The sequence below is a fragment of the Pseudomonas sp. v388 genome (assembly GCF_003935425.1).
Classification (GTDB): domain Bacteria; phylum Pseudomonadota; class Gammaproteobacteria; order Pseudomonadales; family Pseudomonadaceae; genus Aquipseudomonas.
Genome location: NZ_RHQN01000008.1, coordinates 255,455 through 279,207, shown reverse-complemented (window position 1 = coordinate 279,207; position 23,753 = coordinate 255,455). Strand labels below are relative to the sequence as shown.

Genomic DNA, 23,753 nt, shown 5'->3' with positions numbered 1-23,753 from the left:
ACCCTGAAGTTGAGCAAAAGATGCTGGCTTTGGCCGCGAGGGTTCAAATACGTTCCATTTTTGGCAGCCAGACGCGTATCAATGAAAACAGCCGGTCCAGATCGATCGGCTTGGCCAGGTAATCGTTGGAGCCGGCCTGCAGGCAGCGCTCCTGATCGTCCTTCATGGCCTTGGCCGTCACCGCGATGATCGGCAGCTTGCGCCAGCGCGGGTCCTTGCGGATCTCGGCGGTCGCTTCATAACCGTCCATCTCCGGCATCATCACGTCCATCAGCACCAGGTCGATATCCGGGATCTCGTTGAGCCGGGCGATGGCTTCCAGGCCGTTGCGGGCAATTTCCACCACCGCGCCCTTGTGTTCCAGAGCACTGGTCAGGGCGAAGATGTTGCGCACATCGTCATCCACCACCAAGATCTTGCGCGCCTCGAACACCTTGTCGCGGCTGCGGGCCGTCTTGAGCATCTTCTGCCGTTCGTTGGAGAGCTGCGATTCGACCTTGTGCAGGAACAGCGTGACTTCGTCGAGCAGGCGTTCCGGCGAGCGCGCACCCTTGATGATGATTGAGCGTGAATATTTCATCAGCTCGGTTTCTTCATCGCGGGTCATGTTGCGCCCGGTGTAGACGATCACGGGCGGGAACGCGCAGATCTCTTCGGTGGACATGCGCTTGAGCAGCTCGTCGCCGTGCATGTCCGGCAGCTTGAGGTCGATGATCATGCAGTCGTAAACGTTGTCGCGCAGCAGGTCGAGACCTTCCTGGGCCAGGCCCACGGCGGTAATCTCGATGTCGTCGTCGCCGATCAGCCGCGCGATGCTGTCACGCTGCAGGGCGTCGTCCTCCACCAGCAGGATGCGCTTGACCTTCTGGGTCAGCTTGGCTTCCAGCTTGGCGAACACGTCCTTGAGTTCCTCGCGGGTCGTGGGCTTCACGGCGTAACCGATGGCGCCCATGTGCATCGCGGCTTCCTGGCGGTCTTCGACGGAAATCACGTGGACCGGGATATGCCGGGTCACCGCCAGTTCCTTGAGGCGCTGCAGCACGGTCAACCCGGAATGGTCCGGCAGGCGCATGTCCAGCAGGATCGCGTCGGGGGTGAACTGCGCCGCCAGGTTGAAGCCTTCGTCAGCGGCGTGCGCCACCAGGCACTGGTAACCCAGTTCGTGGGCCAGGTCGTAGAGAATGCCGGCGAACGCGATATCGTCCTCGATGACCAGGATGCGGCGCTTGCCGGACACCGGCTGGTCGCGGTCGTCGGCGACGGACGGCTGCGTTTCACTGCGCGGTGCTTCGTGCACCACCGGCGCCGGCACGACGGCGACCGGCACCCGAATGGCGGTGGCAACCACGGCCGGCGGCGGGGTCGGGACCGGCTCGGCGCCGGATTCGCCCTGTTCGACGTAGGTTTCAGGCAGAACCAGAGTGAAGATGCTGCCCTGGCCGGGCGCGCTGGTGACGCTGATCGAGCCGCCCAGCAAAGCCGCCAGATCGCGGGAAATAGACAGCCCCAGGCCGGTGCCGCCATAGCGGCGATTGGTGGTGCCGTCGGCCTGACGGAACGCCTCGAAGATGCTTTGCTGGTGTTCTTCGGCAATGCCGATACCCGAGTCGCGCACGGTGAACGCGATGCCCGCGCCCGGCTGCCGCGAAACGATCATGCTGACCGACCCGGTTTCGGTGAACTTGATGGCGTTGGACAGCAGGTTCTTGAGGATCTGCTCCAGGCGCTGGCGGTCGGTGTGCAGCAGGGTCGGCGCGCCGGGTTGCAGCTCGACGCCGAACTCCAGGCGCTTCTCGGCCGCCAGCGGCTGGAACATGCTGCGCAGGCCCTCCACCAGACGCGAAACGCTGCTGGTTTCCGGGCGCACTTCCAGCTTGCCGGCTTCGACCTTGGAGATATCCAGAATGTCGTTGATCAGGTTCAGCAGGTCGTTGCCTGCCGAATAGATCGACTCGGCAAACTTGACCTGCTCGCCGGTGAGGTTGTCGGTCGGGTTTTCGGCCAGCAGTTTGGCGAGAATCAACGAGCTGTTGAGCGGGGTGCGCAGCTCGTGGGACATGTTGGCGAGGAATTCGGACTTGTATTTGCTGGAGCGCTGCAGCTCATCGGCACGGGCCTGCAGCTCAACCTGAGCGATGCTCAGTTCTTCGTTGTTGCGGTCCAGCGCGTCGCGCTGATCGGCCAGGGCCTGGCTCTGCTCGGCCAATTGTTCGTTGGTCTGCTCCAGTTCGGCCTGCTGGGTTTCCAGATTGACCTGCGATTCCTTGAGGATTCGCGACTGTTCTTCCAGTTCTTCGTTCGCGGTGCGCAGCTCTTCCTGCTGAACCTGCAACTCTTCGTTGAGCTGCTGGGTTTCGGTGAGCACTTCCTGCAAACGCTGGCGATAGCGGGCCGCGTCGATGGACGTACCGACGTTGTCGGAAATCAGCTCGAGGAATTCCAGGTCGCGCTCGCTGAGCGGGCGCAGGAAACCCAGTTCGATCACGCCGTTGACCAGATCGTCATTGCTGGTAGGCACGACCACCACCGTGCGTGGCGAGCCATCGCCCAGGCCCGAGGCGACCTTGAAGTAATCGACCGGCACATCTTCCAGCGTGATCAGGCGATCCTGCTGGGCAGCCTGGCCGACGATGCCCTCGTCGCTGAAAATCGTCTGTTCCTGCTGTTCCTGTTCCCGCGAGAACCCGTAGGACGCCACCCGCACCAGGCTGCCGTGTTCCTGGCGAACATAGAGCGCGGCCACCACCGCCCCCAGATGGCTGGCGAGGAACTGCAAGGTGTTGCGGCCCAGCATATTGAGCGTCAACTGGCCCAGCACCTGGGCGGCGAGTTCGGTCTGGCCGTTGCGCAGCCAGGCGACCTTTTGCAGGCGCTCGGCATTGAGGTCCTGTTGCTTCATGTTTTCGCTGTAGGTGTCCGACAAAGACAGCAAATCCCTGCGGCCGATGTAGGCCAGGATGCCGCTGACCACCAGGACGAAAATCAGGTACAGCGTGACCGAGGTAATGGTCGTGCGGGTGACTTCGGCGTTGCGGTTGAGCCGCAGCTGCTGCTCCATCTCCACGGCCTGGTCGTAGTGCAGACGGATTTCATCGGTGATGCGCTTGCCGCGCCCGCTCTGCACGGAACTCATGTAGTCGCCGTTGCTGCGGCGCAGCTCGATCATCTCCTGGGCGAAGCGGTTCCACTCTTCCTGCAAAGTGAGCAGGCGTCTGAAACGATCCAGCTGAGTGGTGTTGTCGGCCACCAGCTCCTTGATGCCCGCCAGCTCGGCCATCAGCACCGGCTTGGCAATTTCGTAAGGATCGAGAAAATGCTGGTCGCCGGTCAGCAGGTAACCGCGCATACCGGTTTCCATGTCGATGGACAACTTCATCGCGCGATTGGTGTTATTGATCACGCGGTCGGTGTGTTCGACCCACTGGATCACGGACAGCAGATAGGTGATCAGCAGAATGAAAAATACCGCGCTCAACACACCGACACCTAGCGGTAAACCGACGTTACGCCCGAGCAGTTTACGGAAGCGTTTTTCATCGACAACAGACGTCCGATTCATGAAAAGTCCTTGGCGGGATGATCAAAACCAAGGAGTTTGCCGTAAATCGATGAAAAAGACTTCGATTTCCTACTTAGCATGTTGAAATTTCACACATAAATAGGCGATAAGCACCGCCCATTCGTGATCTGCCACCCGCCGATACCTTGTCGACTCGCCCACAGCGGCGTGGCGCTGGAGAAATGGAACTTCCGGGCATGTTTCATTTACTGATGCAGGACCCCTACAGAAAATCGGCGACCGGCATCAGCCACGGCCAATGACCGCGACAGGATGCGCACCGATTTGCAGTGCCTGCGCGGCTTCGTCGAGCAGCCGTTATTTATTTTGAGTGAGAGGAAATCAACCATGCCTGAAGCAGCCAGTACCATCCTGGTGGTTGAAGACGACAATATCGTGCGCATGCTGATCGTGGATGTGCTCGAAGAGCTGGAATACCAGGTGCTCGAGGCCGCCGACGCCGCTCAGGCCCTGGCATTCGTCCGGGCGCCGGACACCACCATTGATCTGATGATGACCGATCAGGGCCTGCCGGACATGAAAGGCACCGAGCTGGCCGGCCAGGTACGCGAACTGCGCCCGCAACTGCCGGTGTTGTTTGCCAGCGGCTATTCGGAGAACATCGACGTGCCCGACGGCATGTACTCGATCGGCAAGCCGTTTTCCATCGACGCTCTTCGTGACAAGGTTAAAAGCATTCTTGGTTAAGCCTGACCCGCAACACCCCGGCCAGACGCCGCGCCCGGCCACACGCCTGCTGATCATCGGCTACGTGTGGCCCGAACCCCGCTCATCGGCGGCCAGCGGCCACGTGATGCAATTGATTCGGTGTTTCCTCGAGCAGGACTGGCAGGTTACCTTCGCCAGCCCCGCCACCGAGGGCGAGCACAAGGCCGATCTGGCCGGGCTGGGCATCGATGAAGTACGCATCGAACTCAACAGCAGCAGCTTCGACGCGTTCATCAGCGACCTGCAACCGGACGTGGTGCTCTTCGACCAGTTCATGATCGAGGAACAGTTTGGCTGGAGGGTCGAACAGTACTGCCCGTCGGCCGTGCGAATTCTTGAAACATCCGACCTGCAAAGCCTGCGGCATGCCCGCCATCAGCTTCTCAAAAATCACCTGAGCAATACGCCCCAAGACGCTGATCTGGATGAGCTTTTTGCGCTGGATGGTCATGCACTGTTCAGCGCAATGGCCCCTGGCGATCTGGCGCAGCGGGAGATCGCCGCACTGTACCGCTGCGACCTGAATCTGATGACCTCCGATGTAGAGATCGACCTGCTGACCGGGCTGTTCGGCCTGCCGGCGTCGATCCTGCATTGGTGTCCGTTGATGCTCGACACCCTCCCCGAGCAGGTCGCGCCGTACCATCAGCGCGAGCACTTCCTGACCATCGGCAATTTCCGCCATGCGCCCAACTGGGATGCGGTGCTCTGGATGAAGACCGCCGTCTGGCCGCTGATCCGTCAGCAACTGCCCGGCGCGCAGTTTCATGTCTACGGCGCCTACACCCCGCCCAAGGCCACCGCGCTGCATAACGCGGCGCAGGGCTTTCACGTATTGAACTGGGCCGAGGATGCGCTGGCGGTGATGGCCGCCGCCCGCGTGTGCCTGGCGCCGGTGCGCTTCGGAGCGGGAATCAAGGGCAAGCTGATCGACGCGATGCTCTGCGGTACACCGTCGGTCACCACGCCGATCGGTGCCGAGGCGATGAACGAGCCAGGTCAGCCGTGGCCCGGCTTGATCGGCTCCACTGCGGCACAGATCGCCGAGTCGGCGGTGCGGCTTTATCAGGACCCGGCCCTGTGGAACCAGGCCCAGGCAAACGGCCTCGCCCTGCTCAACGCTCGCTATCGCCATGAACGGCACTGCGCCAGCCTGATCGAACGCATCGAGCAGGTGCGCCGGGATCTGCCCGGGCACCGACTCGGCAACTTCACCGGCACCATGCTGCGCCACCACCACCTCAAGAGCACCAAGTACATGGCGCAGTGGATCGAGGCCAAGAACCGCAAGGATTGAAACAGCGCTAACCGGGCAGGCGCGAGCCTGCCCGCGAACAGGCCGGGATGCCTGCCGAGCCTAGACAGGCTTGCGCAGCAGATAGGTGTCCATGATCCAGCCTTTGGCCAGCCGGGCTTGCTGCCGGCGATGTTTGATCTGTTCGCAGAGCTCATCGAGCTTGCCGGCCAGCAGGATTTCGTCCGGGGTTCCCAGGTAGGCGCCCCAGTAAATCTCCAGACCCTGGCCGAGGAACCGCTCGAAGGTGCAGTGCGCATCGAGCATCACCACCTCGTTCTGCAGCTCTGCCACCGGGCACTGCGCCAGCCTTCGGGCCGGGCTGATGCGCACCGGCTCGCCGATGCGATTGAGAGAAATGCGGTGCCGCGCCGCCAGCGCCTGGACACTGCTGATGCCGGGAATCACCTGATAATCGAACACCGCCCTGCCCCGCGCCAGGATTCTCTGCAGAATCCGCAGCGTACCGTCGTACAGCGACGGGTCGCCCCAGACCAGCAACGCGCCGGTTTCCTCCGGGCCGACGTGCTCGTCGATCAACTGCTCGTACAACCGTGAACGCTGGTCATGCCAGTCTTCCACGCCCTGGGCGTAGACCGGTGCCTGCGCGTCACGCTGCGGGTCGCGAATCTCGACCCAACGGTAATCCTGATGGTCGATATAGCGCCGACAGAGGTCCTCGCGCCAACGGCGCAGGTCATCGGCATCCGGCCCCTTGTCGAGCACGAAAAACACCTGGGTGCGGTTCAGTGCCTTGATGGCCTGTACCGTTATTTGTTCCGGGTCGCCGGCACCAATACCGATCAGCAGGATCTGTTTCATCGGACATACTCTCTGGGCACGGGTATGAGAAGTAAGGCACATTAGCCCACTGGCACTCTTCGAAACGGCCATACGATGATTAAAACAACAAAAGTCACCGACCCTTCCTATGAGCTGATGGACGACCACAACGGGTTGTCGATCATTTACCGCGAGCACGGTTTCCCCTGCCCGCTGGTGCGCTGGCACTTCCACAAGGAATACGAACTGCACCTGATCGTGGCCAGTTCGGGCAAGGTTTTCGTGGGCGACTATATCGGCAATTTCTACCCCGAAAGCCTGTTCCTCACCGGCCCCAACCTGCCGCATAACTGGATCAGCCAGCTTGAGGAAAACGAGGTGGTGGACAAGCGCGACATGCTGGTCAACTTCACCGACGAATTGTTCGAAAGCGGCAATCAGGTCTTCGCTGAACTCAAGACCCTCGCGCCGCTGCTGGAGCGCGCCCAGTACGGTATCGAGTTCCGTTGCAAACGCACCATTCGCCAGGCCATGAAGCTGATGCAGAAAATCGCCGACTCCAGCGGCATCACTCGCCTGGGGCATTTTCTGATCCTGCTGGAACTGCTGGCGACCAGCGACGACTTCCATCTGCTGTCCGCCACCGCAGCGCCGCAGCTGGCCGATGAGCAGAGCGTCGACCGTACCAACCGGGCGGTGGACTATATCTTCGCCAACTACAGCCGTGAATTGCCGCTGGAGGAAGTCGCCGATTACCTGGGCATGAAACCCACGTATTTCTCCCGGGTGTTCAAGCAGGCCACCGGCCGGTGTTTCGTGGAATTCGTCAACCGCTTGCGGATCAGCAAGTCCTGCGAGCTGCTGGCAGACGGCAACAAGCCGGTTACCGATGTGTGTTTCGAGTCCGGTTTCAGCAACATTTCCAACTTCAACCGGCGTTTTCAGCAGCTCAAAGGCATGACCCCTTCGCATTATCGGCGCCTGGCCGTCCAGCGTCTGACCGAGCAAAACCTGTACTGATTCGTCCTGCAGCCAGCCGTATCGTCTACGCTGAAACAGCGCCGAAGCCTGTCGCAGGGTCGTTTGCGGACATGGCCCGGTCCAGGGCCAGTGCAAGAAAGTATCAGTTGGAGTGCAGTGCAGGATTTGTCAATACGCCTGAAGGCCGGTGTAATCAGCCCACATCTTCCTCGCCTCCGGAAGAGACAAAAACAATAACCAACCTTCTATCGCTCATTGGGCATGGAAGAGGAGTGATCAATGAAGACCCCAGCAAGACTTCTGCTCGCAAGTTCCGTCCTCAGCACCTGTTTCCTGGCCAGCGCCACCGCCACGGCCGGCACCGTGACCATCGCCACGGTCAACAACAGCGACATGATCCGTATGCAGCGCCTCTCCAAGACTTTCGAGGAAAAGAATCCCGACATCAAGCTCAACTGGGTAGTGCTTGAAGAGAACGTGCTGCGCCAGCGCCTGACCACCGATATTGCCACCAAGGGCGGCCAGTTCGACGTGCTGACCATCGGCATGTACGAAGCATCACTGTGGGGCGCCAAGGGTTGGTTGCAGGAAATGAAAGACCTGCCTGCTTCCTACGAACTGGACGACGTATTCCCGTCGGTACGTGACGGCCTGTCGGTGGATGGCAAACTGTTCGCCCTGCCGTTCTACGCCGAAGCGTCGATCACGTACTACCGCAAGGACCTGTTCCAGAAAGCCGGCCTGACCATGCCGGAACGTCCGACCTGGACACAGATCGCCGAATACGCCGGCAAACTCACCGACAAGTCCAAGGAACAGTACGGCATCTGCCTGCGCGGCAAGGCCGGCTGGGGCGAGAACATGGCGCTGATCACCACCCTGGCCAACGCCTACGGCGCCCGCTGGTTCGACGAACAATGGAAGCCGCAGTTCGACCAGCCGGAATGGAAGAACGCGCTCAATTTCTACGTCAACACCATGAAGCAGTCCGGCCCGCCGGGCGCGTCGAGCAACGGTTTCAACGAAAACCTCGCCCTGTTCAACAGCGGCAAGTGCGCGATCTGGGTCGATGCCAGCGTCGCCGGCTCGTTCGTCACCGACAAATCCCAGAGCAAGGTCGCCGACAGCGTGGGCTTCACCTATGCGCCGACTGAAGTGACCGACAAAGGCTCGTCGTGGCTGTATTCCTGGTCGCTGGCGATCCCCACCAGCGCCAAGAACAGCAAGGATGCCGCGACCTTCACGCAATGGGCGACTTCCAAGGAATACGCCTCCCTGGTCGCCGAGAAAGACGGCGTGTCGAACGTGCCGCCGGGCACCCGCGCGTCGACCTACAGCGACGCATACAAGCAGGCTGCGCCGTTTGCCAACATCACTCTGGAGTCGCTCAAGGCCGTGACGCCCAAGTCGCCAACCCTCAAGCCGGTTCCCTATGTCGGCATTCAACTGGTGACCATCCCCGAGTTCCAGGCCATCGGCACCAGTGTCGGGCAACAGTTCTCGGCGGCGCTGATCGGCCAGACCAAGGTGGAAGATGCCCTGCGTGCGGCGCAGACCGCCACCGAGCGCGACATGAAACGAGCGGGCTACGCGAAGAAGTAACGCTCAGGACACAGGGCGGGTCGCTGCGGCGTCCCGTCCTCCCGTGCATCGCCGTAACCAGGTCTGGAGCTCCACATGAAAACCTCTGCCCTTCCCACCCGCACCGATGCTTCCGACGAGCCTGAATCGACGGTCGGCCGTCGCCTTAAACCCGGCTGGTTTCTGGTCAGCCCCTCGGTGGCGTTGCTGCTGATCTGGATGATCGTGCCGCTGGGCATGACCATCTATTTCTCGCTGATCCGTTACAACCTGCTGTCACCCGGCGAAAACGAATTCGTCGGCCTGGAAAACTTCGAGTATTTCGTCACTGACACCGGCTTTTTGCCCGGTGCCGGCAACACCCTGCTGCTGGTCGGCAGCGTGCTGGCGATCAGTGTGATTCTCGGCGTACTGATTTCAGCGCTGCTGGAAGCCAGCGAGTTCTTCGGCCGCGGCATCGTGCGCGTGCTGCTGATTTCGCCGTTCTTCATCATGCCGACGGTCAGCGCGCTGATCTGGAAGAACCTGATTTTCCACCCTGTATCCGGCGTACTGGCGGCGGTGTGGAAGTTCTTCGGCGCCGAACCCATCGACTGGTTCGCCCATTACCCGATGCTGTCGATCATTATCATCGTGTCCTGGCAGTGGCTGCCGTTCGCCATCCTGATCCTGATGACTGCCATGCAGTCGCTGGATCAGGAACAGAAAGAAGCCGCGCGCCTGGACGGTGCCGGTCCCATCGCGATCTTCTGGCACCTGACCCTGCCGCACCTGGCCCGGCCCATCGCCGTGGTGGTGATGATCGAGACCATTTTCCTGCTGTCGGTATTCGCGGAAATCTTCACCACCACCAACGGCGGGCCGGGTTTTGCCTCGACCAACCTGGCGTACCTGATCTACATCCAGGCGCTATTGCAGTTCGACGTGGGCATGGCCTCGGCGGGCGGTCTGATCGCCGTGGTCATTGCCAACATCGCGGCCATCATCCTGATCCGGATGATCGGCAAAAACCTCACCGACAAGTCCTGAGGACCCGGCCATGATGACCCTCAAGCAATCCCGCCGCGTACAGAGCGTGCTGCTCGGCACCCTGTCGTGGCTGGTGGCGGCGCTGATCTTCTTTCCGATCTTCTGGATGGTGCTGACCAGCTTCAAGACCGAGATCGACGCCTTCGCCACACCCCCGCAGCTGTTCTTCACACCGACGCTGGAAAACTACCTGCACATCCAGGAGCGCAGCGACTACTTCCACTTCGCCTGGAACTCGGTGGTGATTTCCTTCAGTGCCACGATCCTGTGCATGCTGGTGGCGATCCCCGCGGCCTACTCCATGGCGTTCTTCGAGACCAAGCGCACCAAGAGCACGCTGCTGTGGATGCTGTCGACCAAGATGCTGCCGCCGGTGGGCGTGCTGATGCCGATCTACCTGCTGGCCAAGACCTTCGGCCTGCTGGATACGCGCCTGGCGCTGATCATCATCTACACGCTGATCAACCTGCCGATCGTGGTGTGGATGATTTACACCTACTTCAAGGACATTCCCGGCGAAATCCTCGAAGCCTCACGGCTGGACGGCGCCAGCACGCGCCAGGAAATCTTTCGCGTGCTGATGCCGATCTGCAAGGGCGGACTGGCGTCCACGGCACTGCTGTCGCTGATCCTGTGCTGGAACGAAGCGTTCTGGTCGCTGAACCTGACCTCGTCGGGTGCCGCACCCCTGACGGCGCTGATCGCCTCTTACTCCAGCCCCGAGGGTCTGTTCTGGGCCAAGCTGTCGGCGGTCTCGACCCTGGCCTGCGCCCCGATCCTGATCTTTGGCTGGATCAGCCAGAAACAACTGGTGCGCGGCCTGTCGTTCGGGGCGGTGAAGTAAAGCACACGGCGGGAGCTGACCTTGTGGGAGCGGACCGCCGCCCGGTCCGCTCCCACCTACGAGTCACACAGAATCCAAGAACAAAAACTGGAGCCCGATATGGCTAACCTGACAATCAGAAATCTGCAAAAAGGCTTCGACGGCCACCAGATCATCAAAGGCATCGACCTGGAAGTGAAGGACCGCGAGTTCGTGGTCTTCGTCGGCCCGTCGGGTTGCGGCAAATCAACCTTGCTGCGGCTGATCGCCGGCCTTGAAGAAGTCACCTCCGGCACCATCGAACTCGATGGCCGCGACATCACCCAGGTGACGCCGGCCAAGCGCGACCTGGCCATGGTGTTCCAAACCTACGCCCTGTATCCGCACATGACCGTCGGCAAGAACCTGTCTTTCGCCCTGGACCTGGCCGGTGGCAACAAGGCCGAGATCAAGAAAAAGGTCGATGAAGCGGCGCGCATCCTGGAACTGGGGCCATTGCTGGAGCGCAAGCCCAAGCAACTGTCCGGCGGCCAGCGCCAGCGGGTGGCGATCGGCCGGGCCATCGTGCGCAATCCGAAGATCTTCCTGTTCGACGAACCGCTCTCCAACCTCGACGCCGCACTGCGCGTCCAGACTCGCCTGGAATTGTCGCGCCTGCACAAGGAGCTGCAGGCGACGATGATCTACGTGACTCACGACCAGGTCGAAGCCATGACCCTGGCCGACAAGGTAGTGGTGCTCAATGGCGGCAAGGTCGAGCAGGTCGGCTCGCCGCTGGATCTGTACCACCACCCGGCCAACCTGTTCGTCGCCGGCTTCCTGGGAACGCCGAAAATGGGCTTTCTCAAGGGCAGGGTCAGCCGTATCGACATCCAGGGCTGTGAGGTCGAGCTGGACGCCGGGACACGCATCCACCTGCCGGTGAGCAGTGCCACCCTGAGCGTCGGCGACGCCGTCACCCTTGGAATACGCCCCGAGCACCTGAACATCGCCCAGAGCGGTGATTGCCAGATGCAGGTGGTGGCCGATGTCAGCGAGCGGCTGGGCAGCGACACCTATTGCCATGTGCGCACCCGCTCCGGCGAAGCCTTGACCATGCGGATTCGCGGCGACCTTGCCAGCCAGTACGGCGAGACCCTCAATCTGCACCTCGATAGCGCCCATTGTCATTTGTTCGACGCCCAGGGCCTGGTGATCGCCAAAGCCTTGCAGGTCGCCGCCTGAGCATTTCGGAGAACCGTTTCATGAAACTCGACAAACAGAATCTCGCGAACCTGAGGTCGGACATCGCCCTGCCCGCGTACTCCCCGACCGAAACCCGCCAGGGCATCGCCCATATCGGCGTCGGCGGATTTCACCGGGCGCATCAGGCGTTCTATACCGATGCGCTGATGAACACCGGGCAAGGCCTGGACTGGAGCATCTGCGGCATCGGCCTGCGCCCCGAAGACCGCAACGTGCGGGACGCGCTGGCCGGCCAGGATTACCTCTACACGCTCTTCGAGCTGGGTGATACGCCGGACACCGAAACCCGCATCATCGCCTCGATCAGCGGCATGCTGCTGGCCGAAGACGATCCCCAGGCGCTGATCGACAAGCTCGCCAGCCCCGAGATCCGCATCGTCTCGCTGACCATCACCGAAGGCGGCTACTGCATCGACGACAGCAACGGCCAGTTCATGGCGCACCTGCCGCAGATTCAGCACGATCTGGCCCATCCGGACCGGCCGACCACGGTGTTCGGCTTCCTGTGTGCGGCGCTTGCCCGGCGCCGTGCCGAGGGCACGCCGGCGTTCACCCTGATGTCCTGCGATAACCTGCCGCATAACGGCGCAGTGACGCGTAAAGCACTGCTGGCCTTCGCCGCGCTGCTGGACGCCGACCTGCACGACTGGATCGACGCTAACGTCAGCTTCCCCAACGCCATGGTCGACCGCATCACCCCCATGACCAGCGCCGCCCACCGCCTGAAGCTGGCCGACGAGAAAAACATCGACGATGCCTGGCCGGTGGTCTGCGAGCCGTTCGTGCAGTGGGTGCTGGAAGACAAGTTCGTCAGCGGCCGCCCTGCCTGGGAACAGGTCGGCGTGCAGTTCACCGACGACGTGACGCCTTACGAAGAGATGAAAATCAAGCTGCTCAACGGCAGCCACCTGGCGCTGACGTATCTGGGTTTTCTCAAAGGTTATCGCTACGTCCACGAAACCATGAACGATCCGCTGTTTGTGGCTTACATCCGCGCTTACATGGACCTGGACGTCACGCCGCAACTGGCCTCGGTGCCCGGCATCGATCTGGAAGGCTACAAGGACACACTGATCGAGCGGTTCTCCAATCAGGCGATTGCCGACCAACTGGAGCGGGTGTGTTCGGACGGCTCGTCGAAATTCCCGAAATTCACCGTACCGACCATCAACCGCCTGATCGTGGACCAGGGCAATCTGGAGCGCGCGTCGCTGGTCGTGGCGGCCTGGGCGCTGTACCTCAAGGGCGTGGACGAAACCGGCACCACTTACCGGATCCCCGACCCGCGCGCCGACTTCTGCCAGGCGCTGGTGGCCGACGACGTGCTGATCACCCAGCGCCTGCTGGAAGTCGAGGAAATCTTCGGTCTGGCGATTCCAAGGTCGGCAGAGTTTGTGGCGGCGTTCGAGCAGAACCTGAACAACCTGCGGGAGCTGGGCGTGAGCGGCACGCTGGAAAAACTGTTGGCGAAAAGCCTTTGAGGTGCTTATGAGTTCTGCGAACTCGTCCGCCCTGTTCCTGGGTATCGATTGCGGTACCCAAGGCACCAAGGCCATCGTTCTGGACGCCGAACGCGGACAGGTATTGGGCGAAGGCTCGGCGCCCCACACCCTGATCAGCGACCACCACGGGCGCCGCGAGCAGGACGTGGGCGAATGGATCGCCGCCCTTGAACACGCCACCCGCGCAGCCCTGGCCATGGCCGGCGTTTCCGGGCAGGACATCGCCGGTATCGGTGTGTCCGGCCAGCAGCACGGCCTGGTCCTGCTGGATGATCAAGGCCAGGTGCTGCGCCCGGCCAAACTCTGGTGCGACACCGAAACCACGCCTGAAAACCAGCGCCTGCTGGAGCATCTGGGCGGTGAACGCGGCTCGCTGGAGCGGCTGGGCGTGGCCATCGCACCGGGGTATACCGTTTCGAAACTGCTATGGACCAAGGAGCAGCATCCGCACCTGTTCGAGCGTATCGACAAGATTTTGCTGCCTCACGATTACCTGAACTACTGGCTGACCGGACGCTGCTGCACGGAGCCTGGTGATGCGTCCGGCACCGGCTATTTCAACGTACGCACCCGGCAATGGGACCTGGCGCTGCTGGAACATATCGACGCCGACGGACGACTCGGCCGGGCGCTGCCCGAGTTGCTCCAGGCCGATGAAGCCGTGGGTTGCATTCGGCCCGAGGTCGCCAGTCTGTTGGGCCTCAATCCCGATGCACGAGTGTCCAGCGGCGGCGGTGACAACATGATGGGCGCCATCGGCACAGGCAATATCCAGCCGGGGTCGATCACCATGAGCCTGGGCTCATCAGGCACGGTCTACGCCTACGCCGACCAGCCGCAGGTCAGCGAACATGCCTCGGTGGCGGCTTTCTGTTCGTCGTCGGGCGGCTGGCTGCCTTTGATCTGCACCATGAACCTGACCAATGTCACCGCCACGATCCGCGAGCTGCTGGCGCTGGATATCGCAGGTTTCAACCGGGCGCTGTCCGGGGCGCCCATAGGTGCCGAAGGCGTGCTGATGCTGCCGTTCCTCAACGGCGAACGAGTACCTGCACTGCCCCACGCCACCGGCAGCATCCTGGGCCTGGACAGCAGCAACCTGACCGGGGCCAATCTGTGCCGGGCTGCGGTGGAAGGCACGACCTTCGGCCTGCGCTACGGGCTGGATCTGCTGCGGGCCAGCGGCATTGAAAGCCAGAGCATTCGGCTGATCGGCGGCGGCTCGAAAAGCGCGATCTGGCGCCAGATCGTCGCCGACATCATGGACACGCCGGTGGTCTGCCCACGCTATGCCGAAGCGGCGGCTCTGGGCGCCGCTATCCAGGCTGCCTGGTGCTGGTCGGGCGGGCACGGCGGCCGGCTCGACCTGCAGGCCCTGTGCGAGCGGTGTGTCCGGCTTGAGCCTGACAGCGAAACACGCCCCATTGCCGAGAACGTTGCGGCCTATCGGGACGTCTATCAACGGTATCGCGAGCAGGTGCAGGCGCTGTTGCCCTGATCTGCCCCCTATTTTCATGGAGCCTGTATGTTTCTCGTCTGCGGCGAAGCCCTGTTCGATATCTTCACCCGCCCCGACAACGGCGGTTCTCTCAACACGCTGGGCCTGGACGCCATCGCCGGCGGTTCGCCGTTCAATGTAGCAATCGGCCTGCGGCGGCTGGGGGTCGATTCGGCATTCTTCGCCGGGCTGTCCAGCGATTATCTGGGCCGCCGGTTGCGGGCGGTGCTGGATCAGGAGCAGGTCACGCCCGACTACCTGATCGACTTCGATGCGCCGACGACGCTGGCGATGGTCGCCGTGGCCGCCGACGGTTCGCCCAGCTACAGTTTTCGCGGCGATGGCTGTGCGGATCGGCAACTGCGCCTCGAACACCTGCCGCAGCTGGATGCCTCGGTGCGCGGAATTCACGTGGGATCGTTCTCGCTGGTGGTGCAGCCGATTGCCGACACGCTGCTGGCGTTGGTGGCCAGGGAAAGCCGGCAGCGCTTGATCAGCCTGGACCCGAACGTGCGGCTTAACCCGGCGCCGGACATTCAACGCTGGCGCAGCCAGGTTGCGGCATTTGCCGAGCATGCGCATCTGATCAAGGTCAGCGATGAGGACCTGCATCTGCTTTACCCCGATGTGGACCCGCAACAGATCGCCAAGGGTTGGTTGGGCAAACGCACTGAACTGGTGGTGGTCACTCGCGGCACCCAGGGCGCCAGCATTTTTACCCGCCACCACGGCCACTGGTCGATACCGGCGCGGGCCGTGCAAACCGCCGATACCGTCGGTGCCGGGGATACCTTCCAGGCGGCATTGCTGACTTTCCTGAGCGAGCGTCAGCTGGACACCCCGCAAGAACTGGCCGCGATGTCCCGAGAATCCCTCGACCAGATGCTGCACTTCGCCGCCGAAGCGGCCGCGCTGACCTGTACCAGAGTCGGCCCGGACCTGCCCTATCGCCATGAGCTGACATCAATGTAGGAGCGAGTGCTCGGGAAGACTGACTTCCAGGCAACGCACTTGGGCGGCCCTATTGGCCTCTTTGCGAGCAAGCTCGCTCCTGCGGTCCCAGCACAAGATGTTGTAGGGCCGAGCCTGCTCGCGAAGACTGACTCCTACAGGTCCTGTATCAGCCCGGCGAAGTCGAGACGTTCCTGGGGCATGGGCCTGGCGAAATAATAACCCTGGGCCTGGACCGTGCCGATTTCGCGCAGCAGCTCCAGGGTAGCCTGGTCTTCGACGCCTTCGGCCACGACGGTCAGGTCCAGGGACTCGGCCATGCGCACGATAGCGCGGACGATGGCCCGGCTGCGGGCGCTGGTGCTGAGTTCGAGGATGAACGACTTGTCGATCTTCAACCCACTGAAGTGGTACTGGTGAACGTAGCTGAGCGACGAAAACCCCGAGCCGAAGTCATCGAGCACCACCGACATCCCCTTGTCCGCCAGCGTGCGCATGGACTGCCGGGCCTGTTCGGGATCGGCCACCAGCGCGCCTTCGGTCAATTCCAGGCACAGCCGTGACGGCGATACACCGTGCTCGGCCAGCATCGTCAGCACTTCGGAGGCAAAGTCGGGCCGGGTGATGCTGTAGCTGGAGCAGTTCACGTGCACCGGCGGCCAGTGGGCGTTGTCCGGCTCGGCCAGAATCGAGATGACCCGTGCCAGCATGTAGACGTCCAGCCGCCCGATCAGACGCAGCCCCTCCAGCGCCGGCAGAAAACTGCCCGGCGCGACAATCCGGCCGTCCGGCTGATGCCAGCGGATCAAGGCTTCGAGAGCCAGCAGCTCGCCGGTCTTGACGCAGACGATAGGCTGGAAGTACGGCACCAACTCATCGGTGCGCTTGAGGGCGTTACGCAACGCGGCTTCCTGCTCCACCAGGTCCGACACCTCGCGGCGCAACTCCTGGTTGAACACCGCAAAGCTGTCCCGCCCGCCATTCTTGACCCGGTACATGGCCGCATCGGCGTCGCGCAGCAGGTCGGCAGGCTCGTGATGAAACTGCTGGTCGGCACCGACGATACCGATACTGCACGAGGAAAAAATCGAATGCCCGTCGATCAGGAACGGCAGGTCAAAGGCCGCCAGGATCCGCTCGGCAATCCCGACCCCGATATCCAGTGATGCGCCGACACTCAGCACCGCGAATTCGTCGCCGCCCAGGCGCGCCAACAGATCGGATTCGCGCATGCAGCTGCGCAGTCGTTCGGCGGCCTGGATCAGCAGAATGTCGCCGCAGTGGTGACCAAGGCTGTCGTTGATGATCTTGAAGCGGTCCAGATCGATGAACATGACAATCAGCGGGCTGCCGTGCAGGCAGAAATCCAGCCAGGCCGCGGCGAGCCGTTGTTGCAGATGGGTCCGGTTGGGCAGTTCGGTGAGCGAGTCGTGGAAGTTTTCGTGCTGCAGCTTTGCGTTGGCGTGGTCCAGTTCCCTCGTGCGGTCCTGGACCCGCGCTTCGAGCTGCAGGTTGGCGGTATGAATCGCCTGGGCTGCGCTGCGCCGCGACAGGGCCGTGTCGATATGCCGGGACACGAAGGTCAGCAGCTCCTGATCTCGCTGGGTGTAGCGCACGTCCTGCGAGTAGCTCTGCACCACCAGCACGCCGCGCACCTCGTCTTCCTCGAACAACGGAATGCCCAGCCAGGAAGACGAGCGGGCGTACTCCAGCTGCACTTCGATCTCGCCTTGCCGTTCGAGCGCCAGGGCATTTTCGCGGTCGATCAGGCAGGGACGACGCTGACGGATCACGTATTCGGTAAAGCCGCGCTGGCCGCGCCGCGAACGGGGCGCTGAGGCGGTGCGTTCGTCGACGTAGTACGGAAAGGTGACTTCGCCGGTGACGCTGTCGTACAGCGCAATGTAGAAGTTCAGAGCCACCAGCAATTCGCCGACGATCATGTGCAGGCTGTGGAACAGCTCGGCCATGTCACCGGGCTGGCTGGACAACTCCGTGATCTGGAACAGCGCACTTTGCAGGTGCTCGGCGCGCTCGCGGTCAGCCACCTCCTGGCGCAGCGCATCGTTGGCCGCCGACAATTGCTGGGTGCGCAGCAACACGGTCTGTTCCAGATCGGCGCGGTGCAGCAGGCGGTCCAGCGCCATTGCCACGTGCCCTGAGACGACGCCAAACAGAACGCGGTCCTCGACGCTGTAGACCCGGGACTTGTCGTAGACCTGCATGGCGAGCATGCCGAAGACATCGTCCGAGGCATTCTTGAGCGGCGCGCCCATCCAGAATTCCGGGCGCCGACCGACGCAGAAAAAGCGCTCCTGCGCCTGGGCCTGTTCGATGGCGGCGGCATCGACGAACAGCGGTTCGCCGCTGACCAGTACCTGACCGGTCATCGACAGACGGCTGCGATCCAGGTACTCGAAGGTTTCCGGTTCCATGGCCTCGGCATCGGCCCGGTCGACGTAATACGGATAGGTGATCTTGTCCAGCGACCTGTCGTACAGCGCCAGGTAAAGGTTCTCGGCGTCGATCAAGGTCGCCAGCTGGGCGTGAATGCCCCTGAGAAAGGTGCTGCGGTCGCGGGTCGAGCTGGCCAGGTAGCTGATTTCGTAGAGCACTTTCTGGGTGTTCTGCGCCCGGGCGAGCGCCACGCTTTGCAACAGGGAACCGAGCCGCAGGGCCAGTTCGGCCAGCGCCGGGTTGTCGGCCTCGGCCTGCGGGGCCAGGATCCAGCCCAGTGCGGCCTCGCCCTTGCCGGCGACCCAGCGACCTAACCCCCGCTTCGCGCAGAAGGCTTCGAAGCTCTGTTCGGCGATGTGCTCCGGCCAGTCCCCCGCGACATGGCCCTGCCCCAACAGGCAGCGCAAGTGCCCGGCGCCGTAGGCCGCCCAGCGAACCGACGGCAATTGCGGCCGGCAGGCGTCGAGCAGCTCGTCGATCGTGGTGTGCTGGGAACAGATTTCGGGGCTGGCGTCTGCGGATGTACTCGGGTCATGTTCATCGGTAGATGAGTGTGCGTCTGAAATCGCGGGCGAAACTTTCATGTAAACACCAACTCCATAAACCGACTGCGGCTATATTCCTGCGCAGCACATCGTGCTGGCAAGCAGGAACTGCGCCAGTGTCGCGATTGGGCCGTTGCCTTGCCGTTCCTTGTATCACGAACGGCACAGCTGGCACGCCGGTGAAGCGCGCCCCGTTCGCGGTCGCCTGACCGGATGGGAACACTGGTCGCATGATCATGTCGGTAACCTCCCGGAAATAAAGGCAAACCGTTCGTCTCGACACCCCCTGCAGCTCGTCTCCCGGCCATTGACATGCCCCGTTTTGGGGCGCGCAATGGTCGCTCCGGTTGAAACGGCGGAGAAACGCACATGGCTAAGATCAAGGTTTTAGCGGGTGATTTTCTTCAAGGTGATGGGGAGTATCGTTCTGGCACCATTACTCTTGTAACACCCCTTTTCCCATGGCCAGGTGTCAGCTTGAGACAGACCGACATCAGGAACATGGAAATTGCCAGCGAAGCATCAAGCACGAAAATGGAAGACGCCCTGGGGCTTGGACTGGCCGGAGCGCTCATGCTCGGACCGGTAGGCGCAGCCGCAGGCCTCATGTTCGCCGGCGAACAGAAGGAAATTACCTTCATGGCGACGCTCAAGGATGGACGCAAGTTATTGGCTGCAACGGACGACAAGACGTATCAGAAAATCGCCATGCACGTGACGACCCCTGAGTTTGCCAAAGACCTGTGAATGCCTCTTTGAGCGCCCGGCACCCCACCGGGCGCTTTCGCTTGGCTGTGGAGACGACGCCGTCGGAGGCTGAAGACTGAAGTACTCCAGAACGCAAAAAGGCCCACCTTTCGGTGAGCCTTTCCAGACCGCCCAGCAGAGCGGATTTTGTTTGGTAGGCGCGATTGGACTCGAACCAACGACCCCCACCATGTCAAGGTGGTGCTCTAACCAACTGAGCTACGTGCCTGCTGTGGGTCGGCATTCTACGGATATTGAAATGTGTGTCAATGGCTTTTTTCGCAGTAACCCTCTGAATATGCGAATTTTTATCGTGTCGCCTGCGTCCCAGCGTCCGTGAAGAGGTCGCTCAGGCCAGCGGCGCGTGGGAGCGGACTTGTCCGCGAAGAGGCCGAGATAGCCGCCGTATCTTCATCGCCTGAAAGTACGTCTTCGCGGTTAAATCCGCTCCCCCTGGTTGAGCAGGCCCGGTGGAGACCCGTTCAAGCCGCTACCTCATACAACTTCGGTGCCGCCGCTTCACCTTTTTCGAGGCTGTGACGCAGTACCTGGGCCTGCAGCGCCGCCGCATTCATGGCGCGTTCCTTGACATGGCCGTAACCGCGGATGCGCTCCGGCAGGCGCGCCAGGTTCAAGGCAGTGTGGCGATTGGCTGAATCGAGCTTGCGCAGGATCAGCTCGATATCGTCCACGTAACGCGCAATCAGCTCACGCTCCTGACGTCGCTCCACACTGCGCCCGAAGGGGTCCAGCGGCGTGCCGCGCAGGAAGCGAAATTTTGCCAGTACGCCGAAGGCCTTGAGCATCCATGGGCCGAAACTGCGCTTGCGCGGTTGATCGTGGCCGGTCATCCAGGACGGCGCCAAGTGAAATTCCAGCCGGTAGTCGCCCTCGAAGCGCGCCTCGAGTTCCCGAGTGAAATCCCCATTGGTGTAGAGCCGCGCCACTTCATACTCGTCCTTGTAGGCCAGCAGTTTGAAGTAGTTGAAGGCCACCGCTTCGGTGAGCGCCAGCGGCTGGCCGGGAAACAGTTGCGACTCGGCCTCCTGCACCCGCTGCACCAGCCGTGCATAGCGTTGTGCGTAGGCGGTGTTCTGATAGTGACCCAAGGCTTCGATATTGCTGCGCAGACGCTGATCCAGGTCGGGCTGAACGGTTTCATCGCGCTGCTCGCCGCCTTTGGCAACCGCTTCGACGGCGGCCAGGTCATGGGCCGCACGGCGCCCCCAAAGGAAAGCCTGTTGATTGAGACTGACCGCCACCCCGTTGAGCTCGATGGCCTTTTCGATCGCCGCCGAGGTCAGGGGGATCAAGCCCAATTGATACGCATAGCCAAGCATGAACAGGTTGCTGGCGATGCTGTCGCCCATCAGCCGGGTGGCCAGGTCGGTGGCCTCGACAAAATGGGTCTTCTCGACGCCGATGGCATCGATCAGGGTCTGCTTCATGGCCTGGGCGGGGAATTGCGCATCGGGGTTGCGGGTGAATTCGGCGGTCGGGGTCTGCTGGCTGTTGACCACCGCGTGGGAAATCGCGCTATCGAGCTTGGCGACTGCATCGGGACCCGACGCCACCAGCAGGTCGCAGCCCAGCAGCAGGTGCGCTTCACCGGCCGCGATGCGCACGGCGAACAGATCCTGCTGGCGCGCCGCGATGCGAATATGGCTGACAACCGGGCCGAACTTCTGCGCCAGCCCGGCCTGGTCGAGCACGCTGCAGCCTTTGCCTTCCAGATTGGCAGCAAATCCGAGCATTGCCCCGACCGTGGTCACGCCGGTGCCACCCACGCCCGGCAGCAGGATGTTGTACGGCTTATCCAACGCCGGCAGTTGTGGATCGGGCAGCCGGGCGAAAGCGTCCACCTGCCCCGGCAGCGACGGCTTGCGCAGCTTGCCGCCATGCACGGTCACGAAGCTTGGGCAGAAGCCCTCGACACAGCTGAAATCCTTGTTACAGGCGCTCTGGTCGATTTCCCGTTTGCGACCTTGGGCCGTTTCCTTGGGCAGGACCGACAGGCAGCCGGATTTGACCCCACAATCACCACAGCCTTCACAGACCGCGGAGTTGATCATCACGCGCTTTTCCAGATCGGGCATGCTGCCGCGCTTGCGGCGACGGCGCTTCTCGGTGGCACAGGTCTGCTCGTAGATGATCACCGAGACGCCTTTGAACTCCCGCAGCTCGCGCTGCACCTCGTCCAGATCGCGGCGATGGTGGAAGGTGGTGATCGGCGCGAAGGTGGTCTTGTCGGTGTGTTTGTCCGGATCGTCGGAAACCAGGGCGATCCGCTGCACGCCTTCGTTGAACACCTGGCGGCTGAGCTGATCGACCCGCAGCACGCCGTCGATGGGCTGGCCGCCGGTCATCGCCACGGCGTCGTTATAAAGAATCTTGTAAGTGATGTTGACCCCGGACGCCACGGCCGCCCGCACCGCCAGGTGACCGGAGTGGAAGTAGGTGCCGTCGCCCAGGTTCTGGAACACATGAGGGGTTTCGGTGAACGGCGCCTGACCGATCCAGGTCACGCCCTCGCCGCCCATTTGCGTGAAGGTGTCAGTTTGCCGATCCATCCAGATGGTCATGTAGTGGCAACCGATGCCGGCCAGGGCGCGACTGCCTTCCGGTACGCGGGTCGAGGTATTGTGCGGACAGCCGGAACAGAAGTGCGGCGTGCGCTGGGTGGTGAACAGCGGTGCCTGCAGGGCTTTTTCCTTGTCGCTGAGAAAGCGCAGGCGCGCTTCGATCTGCGGGCTGCTGTAGAACGGCGCCAGACGCCGGGCGATGACCCGGGCGATCATGGCCGGGGTCAGCTCGCCCAGGTTGGGCAGCAGCGACTCACCGTGCTCATCGAATTCCCCGACCACCACCGGGCGGCGATCCACCGGCCAGTTATAGAGTTGACCGGTAAGCTGGTCCTCGATGACGCTGCGCTTCTCCTCCACCACCAGAATTTCGTCCAGCCCTTGGGCGAAATCGTGAACGGAGACAGGCTCCAGCGGCCAGCTCATGCCGACCTTCAGTACCCGAATGCCGACCTGAGCACACAGGTCCTGATCGATGCCCAGCTCTTCCAGCGCCTGGCGCACGTCCAGATACGATTTGCCGGTGGTGATTATGCCCAGGCGCGGCTGCGGGGAATCGATCACCACCTTGTTGAGCTGGTTGACGCGCGCGAACGCTCGTGCGGCGTAGATCTTGTAAGTATTGAGACGCGCTTCCTGAGCCAGGGGCGGATCGGGCCAGCGAATGTGCAGGCCGCCTTCGGGCAGCTGGAAATCCTCGGGGATCTGGGTCTGGACCCGCAGCGGATCGACCTCCACCACGGCTGAAGAATCGACGTTCTCGGCGATGGTCTTCATCGCCACCCAGCAACCGCTATAGCGGGAAAGCTCCCAGCCGATGATGCCGTAATCGAGGATTTCCTGGACGTTGCTGGGGTTGAGCACCGGCATCATCGAGGCAATGAAGGCGTGCTCGCTCTGATGCGCAATGGTGGAGGATTTACAGCCATGGTCGTCGCCGGCCAGGACCAGCACGCCGCCGTTCGCTGCGACGCCGGCCGAGTTGCCGTGCTTGAACACGTCGCCGCAGCGGTCGACCCCTGGCCCCTTGCCGTACCACAGGGCGAACACGCCCTCGTATTTGCCATGGGGGAACAGGTTGACCTGCTGACTGCCCCACACCGCCGTGGCCGCCAGCTCTTCGTTGACACCCGGCTGGAAATGAATGGCGTTCTGCCGCAGGTATTCCTTGGCATCCCACAGGCTCTTGTCGAGGTTGCCCAAAGGCGAGCCGCGATAACCGGAGATGAAGCCGGCGGTGTTCAGACCCCGCGCTTCATCGCGCTGCTTTTGCAGCATCGGCAGGCGGGTCAGCGCCTGAGTCCCGGTCAGATACAGGTTGCCGGTGGCGAGACGGTACTTATCGTCCAGACGAATATCAGCCAAAGACATACGGATACCTCTGTTGTTTTTATTAGCGGTTAACCACGCGCCGAGACGGTCCACCCGGCTTTCCTGACATTAGACT

Annotated in this window: 15 protein-coding genes and 1 tRNA gene; 11 read left to right on the top strand and 5 right to left on the bottom strand. The window is 62.2% G+C overall.

Annotated elements, in window-relative coordinates:
• Positions 1–43: 43 nt before the first annotated feature.
• On the bottom strand, positions 44–3,559 hold the full coding sequence (locus EGJ27_RS19660) for a response regulator (RefSeq protein ID WP_125832400.1): 3,516 nt from the start codon (positions 3,557–3,559) through the stop codon (positions 44–46).
• 348 nt (positions 3,560–3,907) lie between these two features.
• Between EGJ27_RS19660 and EGJ27_RS19655 the strand changes: the two genes are divergently transcribed.
• Both EGJ27_RS19655 and EGJ27_RS19650 read left to right on the top strand, forming a co-directional pair.
• The gene (locus tag EGJ27_RS19655) at positions 3,908–4,267 is read left to right on the top strand and encodes a response regulator (RefSeq protein ID WP_125832399.1); all 360 of its coding nucleotides are present in this window, start codon (positions 3,908–3,910) and stop codon (positions 4,265–4,267) included.
• A 46-nt stretch (positions 4,268–4,313) separates the two neighbouring features.
• Positions 4,314–5,585, top strand: coding sequence for a glycosyltransferase (locus EGJ27_RS19650; RefSeq protein WP_256672888.1), 1,272 nt, complete (start codon positions 4,314–4,316; stop codon positions 5,583–5,585).
• A 60-nt stretch (positions 5,586–5,645) separates the two neighbouring features.
• Here the strand turns inward: EGJ27_RS19650 and cobF are convergent, their stop codons facing one another.
• Positions 5,646–6,404 carry a precorrin-6A synthase (deacetylating) gene (gene cobF, locus EGJ27_RS19645; RefSeq protein WP_125832398.1) on the bottom strand — a complete coding sequence of 253 codons (759 nt, stop codon included), beginning with the start codon at positions 6,402–6,404 and terminating at the stop codon, positions 5,646–5,648.
• 75 nt (positions 6,405–6,479) lie between these two features.
• Between cobF and EGJ27_RS19640 the strand changes: the two genes are divergently transcribed.
• The 8 genes from EGJ27_RS19640 (at position 6,480) to EGJ27_RS19605 (ending at position 15,996) form a co-directional block, all read left to right on the top strand.
• Entirely contained in the window at positions 6,480–7,385 is a 906-nt protein-coding gene (locus EGJ27_RS19640) for an AraC family transcriptional regulator (protein ID WP_125832397.1), read from the top strand.
• 240 nt (positions 7,386–7,625) lie between these two features.
• Positions 7,626–8,948, top strand: a complete 1,323-nt coding sequence (locus EGJ27_RS19635; RefSeq protein WP_125832396.1) for a sugar ABC transporter substrate-binding protein — start codon at positions 7,626–7,628, stop codon at positions 8,946–8,948.
• 75 nt (positions 8,949–9,023) lie between these two features.
• Entirely contained in the window at positions 9,024–9,956 is a 933-nt protein-coding gene (locus tag EGJ27_RS19630; RefSeq protein WP_125832395.1) for a carbohydrate ABC transporter permease, read from the top strand.
• A 10-nt stretch (positions 9,957–9,966) separates the two neighbouring features.
• Positions 9,967–10,800, top strand: a complete 834-nt coding sequence (locus EGJ27_RS19625; protein ID WP_125832394.1) for a carbohydrate ABC transporter permease — start codon at positions 9,967–9,969, stop codon at positions 10,798–10,800.
• A gap of 99 nt (positions 10,801–10,899) precedes the next feature.
• Complete coding sequence (locus tag EGJ27_RS19620; protein WP_125832393.1) at positions 10,900–12,003, top strand: ABC transporter ATP-binding protein; 1,104 nt, start codon at positions 10,900–10,902, stop codon at positions 12,001–12,003.
• A 20-nt stretch (positions 12,004–12,023) separates the two neighbouring features.
• Complete coding sequence (locus EGJ27_RS19615; protein WP_125832392.1) at positions 12,024–13,505, top strand: mannitol dehydrogenase family protein; 1,482 nt, start codon at positions 12,024–12,026, stop codon at positions 13,503–13,505.
• Positions 13,506–13,536: 31 nt separating this feature from the next.
• Positions 13,537–15,024, top strand: a complete 1,488-nt coding sequence (gene xylB, locus EGJ27_RS19610; protein WP_125832442.1) for a xylulokinase — start codon at positions 13,537–13,539, stop codon at positions 15,022–15,024.
• Between the two features lie 27 nt (positions 15,025–15,051).
• On the top strand, positions 15,052–15,996 hold the full coding sequence (locus EGJ27_RS19605; protein WP_125832391.1) for a carbohydrate kinase: 945 nt from the start codon (positions 15,052–15,054) through the stop codon (positions 15,994–15,996).
• Positions 15,997–16,130: 134 nt separating this feature from the next.
• Here the strand turns inward: EGJ27_RS19605 and EGJ27_RS19600 are convergent, their stop codons facing one another.
• The gene (locus tag EGJ27_RS19600) at positions 16,131–19,016 is read right to left on the bottom strand and encodes an EAL domain-containing protein (RefSeq protein ID WP_177523060.1); all 2,886 of its coding nucleotides are present in this window, start codon (positions 19,014–19,016) and stop codon (positions 16,131–16,133) included.
• A 330-nt stretch (positions 19,017–19,346) separates the two neighbouring features.
• Between EGJ27_RS19600 and EGJ27_RS19595 the strand changes: the two genes are divergently transcribed.
• Positions 19,347–19,724, top strand: coding sequence for a hypothetical protein (locus tag EGJ27_RS19595; RefSeq protein ID WP_125832390.1), 378 nt, complete (start codon positions 19,347–19,349; stop codon positions 19,722–19,724).
• Between the two features lie 152 nt (positions 19,725–19,876).
• Here EGJ27_RS19595 and EGJ27_RS19590 read toward each other — a convergent pair.
• A tRNA-Val gene (locus tag EGJ27_RS19590) sits at positions 19,877–19,953 on the bottom strand.
• Positions 19,954–20,206: 253 nt separating this feature from the next.
• A complete protein-coding gene (locus EGJ27_RS19585) occupies positions 20,207–23,677 on the bottom strand; it encodes an indolepyruvate ferredoxin oxidoreductase family protein (protein WP_125832389.1) in 3,471 nt (1,156 codons plus the stop codon).
• Positions 23,678–23,753: the final 76 nt, after the last annotated feature.

What these genes read in the sequence shown, in the direction of transcription:
- EGJ27_RS19600 (WP_177523060.1), bottom strand. Translation starts at nt 19,016, where the DNA reads ATGAAAGTTTCGCCCGCGATTTCAGACGCACACTCATCTACCGATGAA.
- EGJ27_RS19595 (WP_125832390.1), top strand. Translation starts at nt 19,347, where the DNA reads ATGGCTAAGATCAAGGTTTTAGCGGGTGATTTTCTTCAAGGTGATGGG.
- EGJ27_RS19620 (WP_125832393.1), top strand. Translation starts at nt 10,900, where the DNA reads ATGGCTAACCTGACAATCAGAAATCTGCAAAAAGGCTTCGACGGCCAC.
- EGJ27_RS19630 (WP_125832395.1), top strand. Translation starts at nt 9,024, where the DNA reads ATGAAAACCTCTGCCCTTCCCACCCGCACCGATGCTTCCGACGAGCCT.
- EGJ27_RS19655 (WP_125832399.1), top strand. Translation starts at nt 3,908, where the DNA reads ATGCCTGAAGCAGCCAGTACCATCCTGGTGGTTGAAGACGACAATATC.
- EGJ27_RS19605 (WP_125832391.1), top strand. Translation starts at nt 15,052, where the DNA reads ATGTTTCTCGTCTGCGGCGAAGCCCTGTTCGATATCTTCACCCGCCCC.
- EGJ27_RS19615 (WP_125832392.1), top strand. Translation starts at nt 12,024, where the DNA reads ATGAAACTCGACAAACAGAATCTCGCGAACCTGAGGTCGGACATCGCC.
- EGJ27_RS19585 (WP_125832389.1), bottom strand. Translation starts at nt 23,677, where the DNA reads ATGTCTTTGGCTGATATTCGTCTGGACGATAAGTACCGTCTCGCCACC.
- EGJ27_RS19660 (WP_125832400.1), bottom strand. Translation starts at nt 3,559, where the DNA reads ATGAATCGGACGTCTGTTGTCGATGAAAAACGCTTCCGTAAACTGCTC.
- cobF (WP_125832398.1), bottom strand. Translation starts at nt 6,404, where the DNA reads ATGAAACAGATCCTGCTGATCGGTATTGGTGCCGGCGACCCGGAACAA.
- EGJ27_RS19635 (WP_125832396.1), top strand. Translation starts at nt 7,626, where the DNA reads ATGAAGACCCCAGCAAGACTTCTGCTCGCAAGTTCCGTCCTCAGCACC.
- EGJ27_RS19640 (WP_125832397.1), top strand. Translation starts at nt 6,480, where the DNA reads ATGATTAAAACAACAAAAGTCACCGACCCTTCCTATGAGCTGATGGAC.
- EGJ27_RS19625 (WP_125832394.1), top strand. Translation starts at nt 9,967, where the DNA reads ATGATGACCCTCAAGCAATCCCGCCGCGTACAGAGCGTGCTGCTCGGC.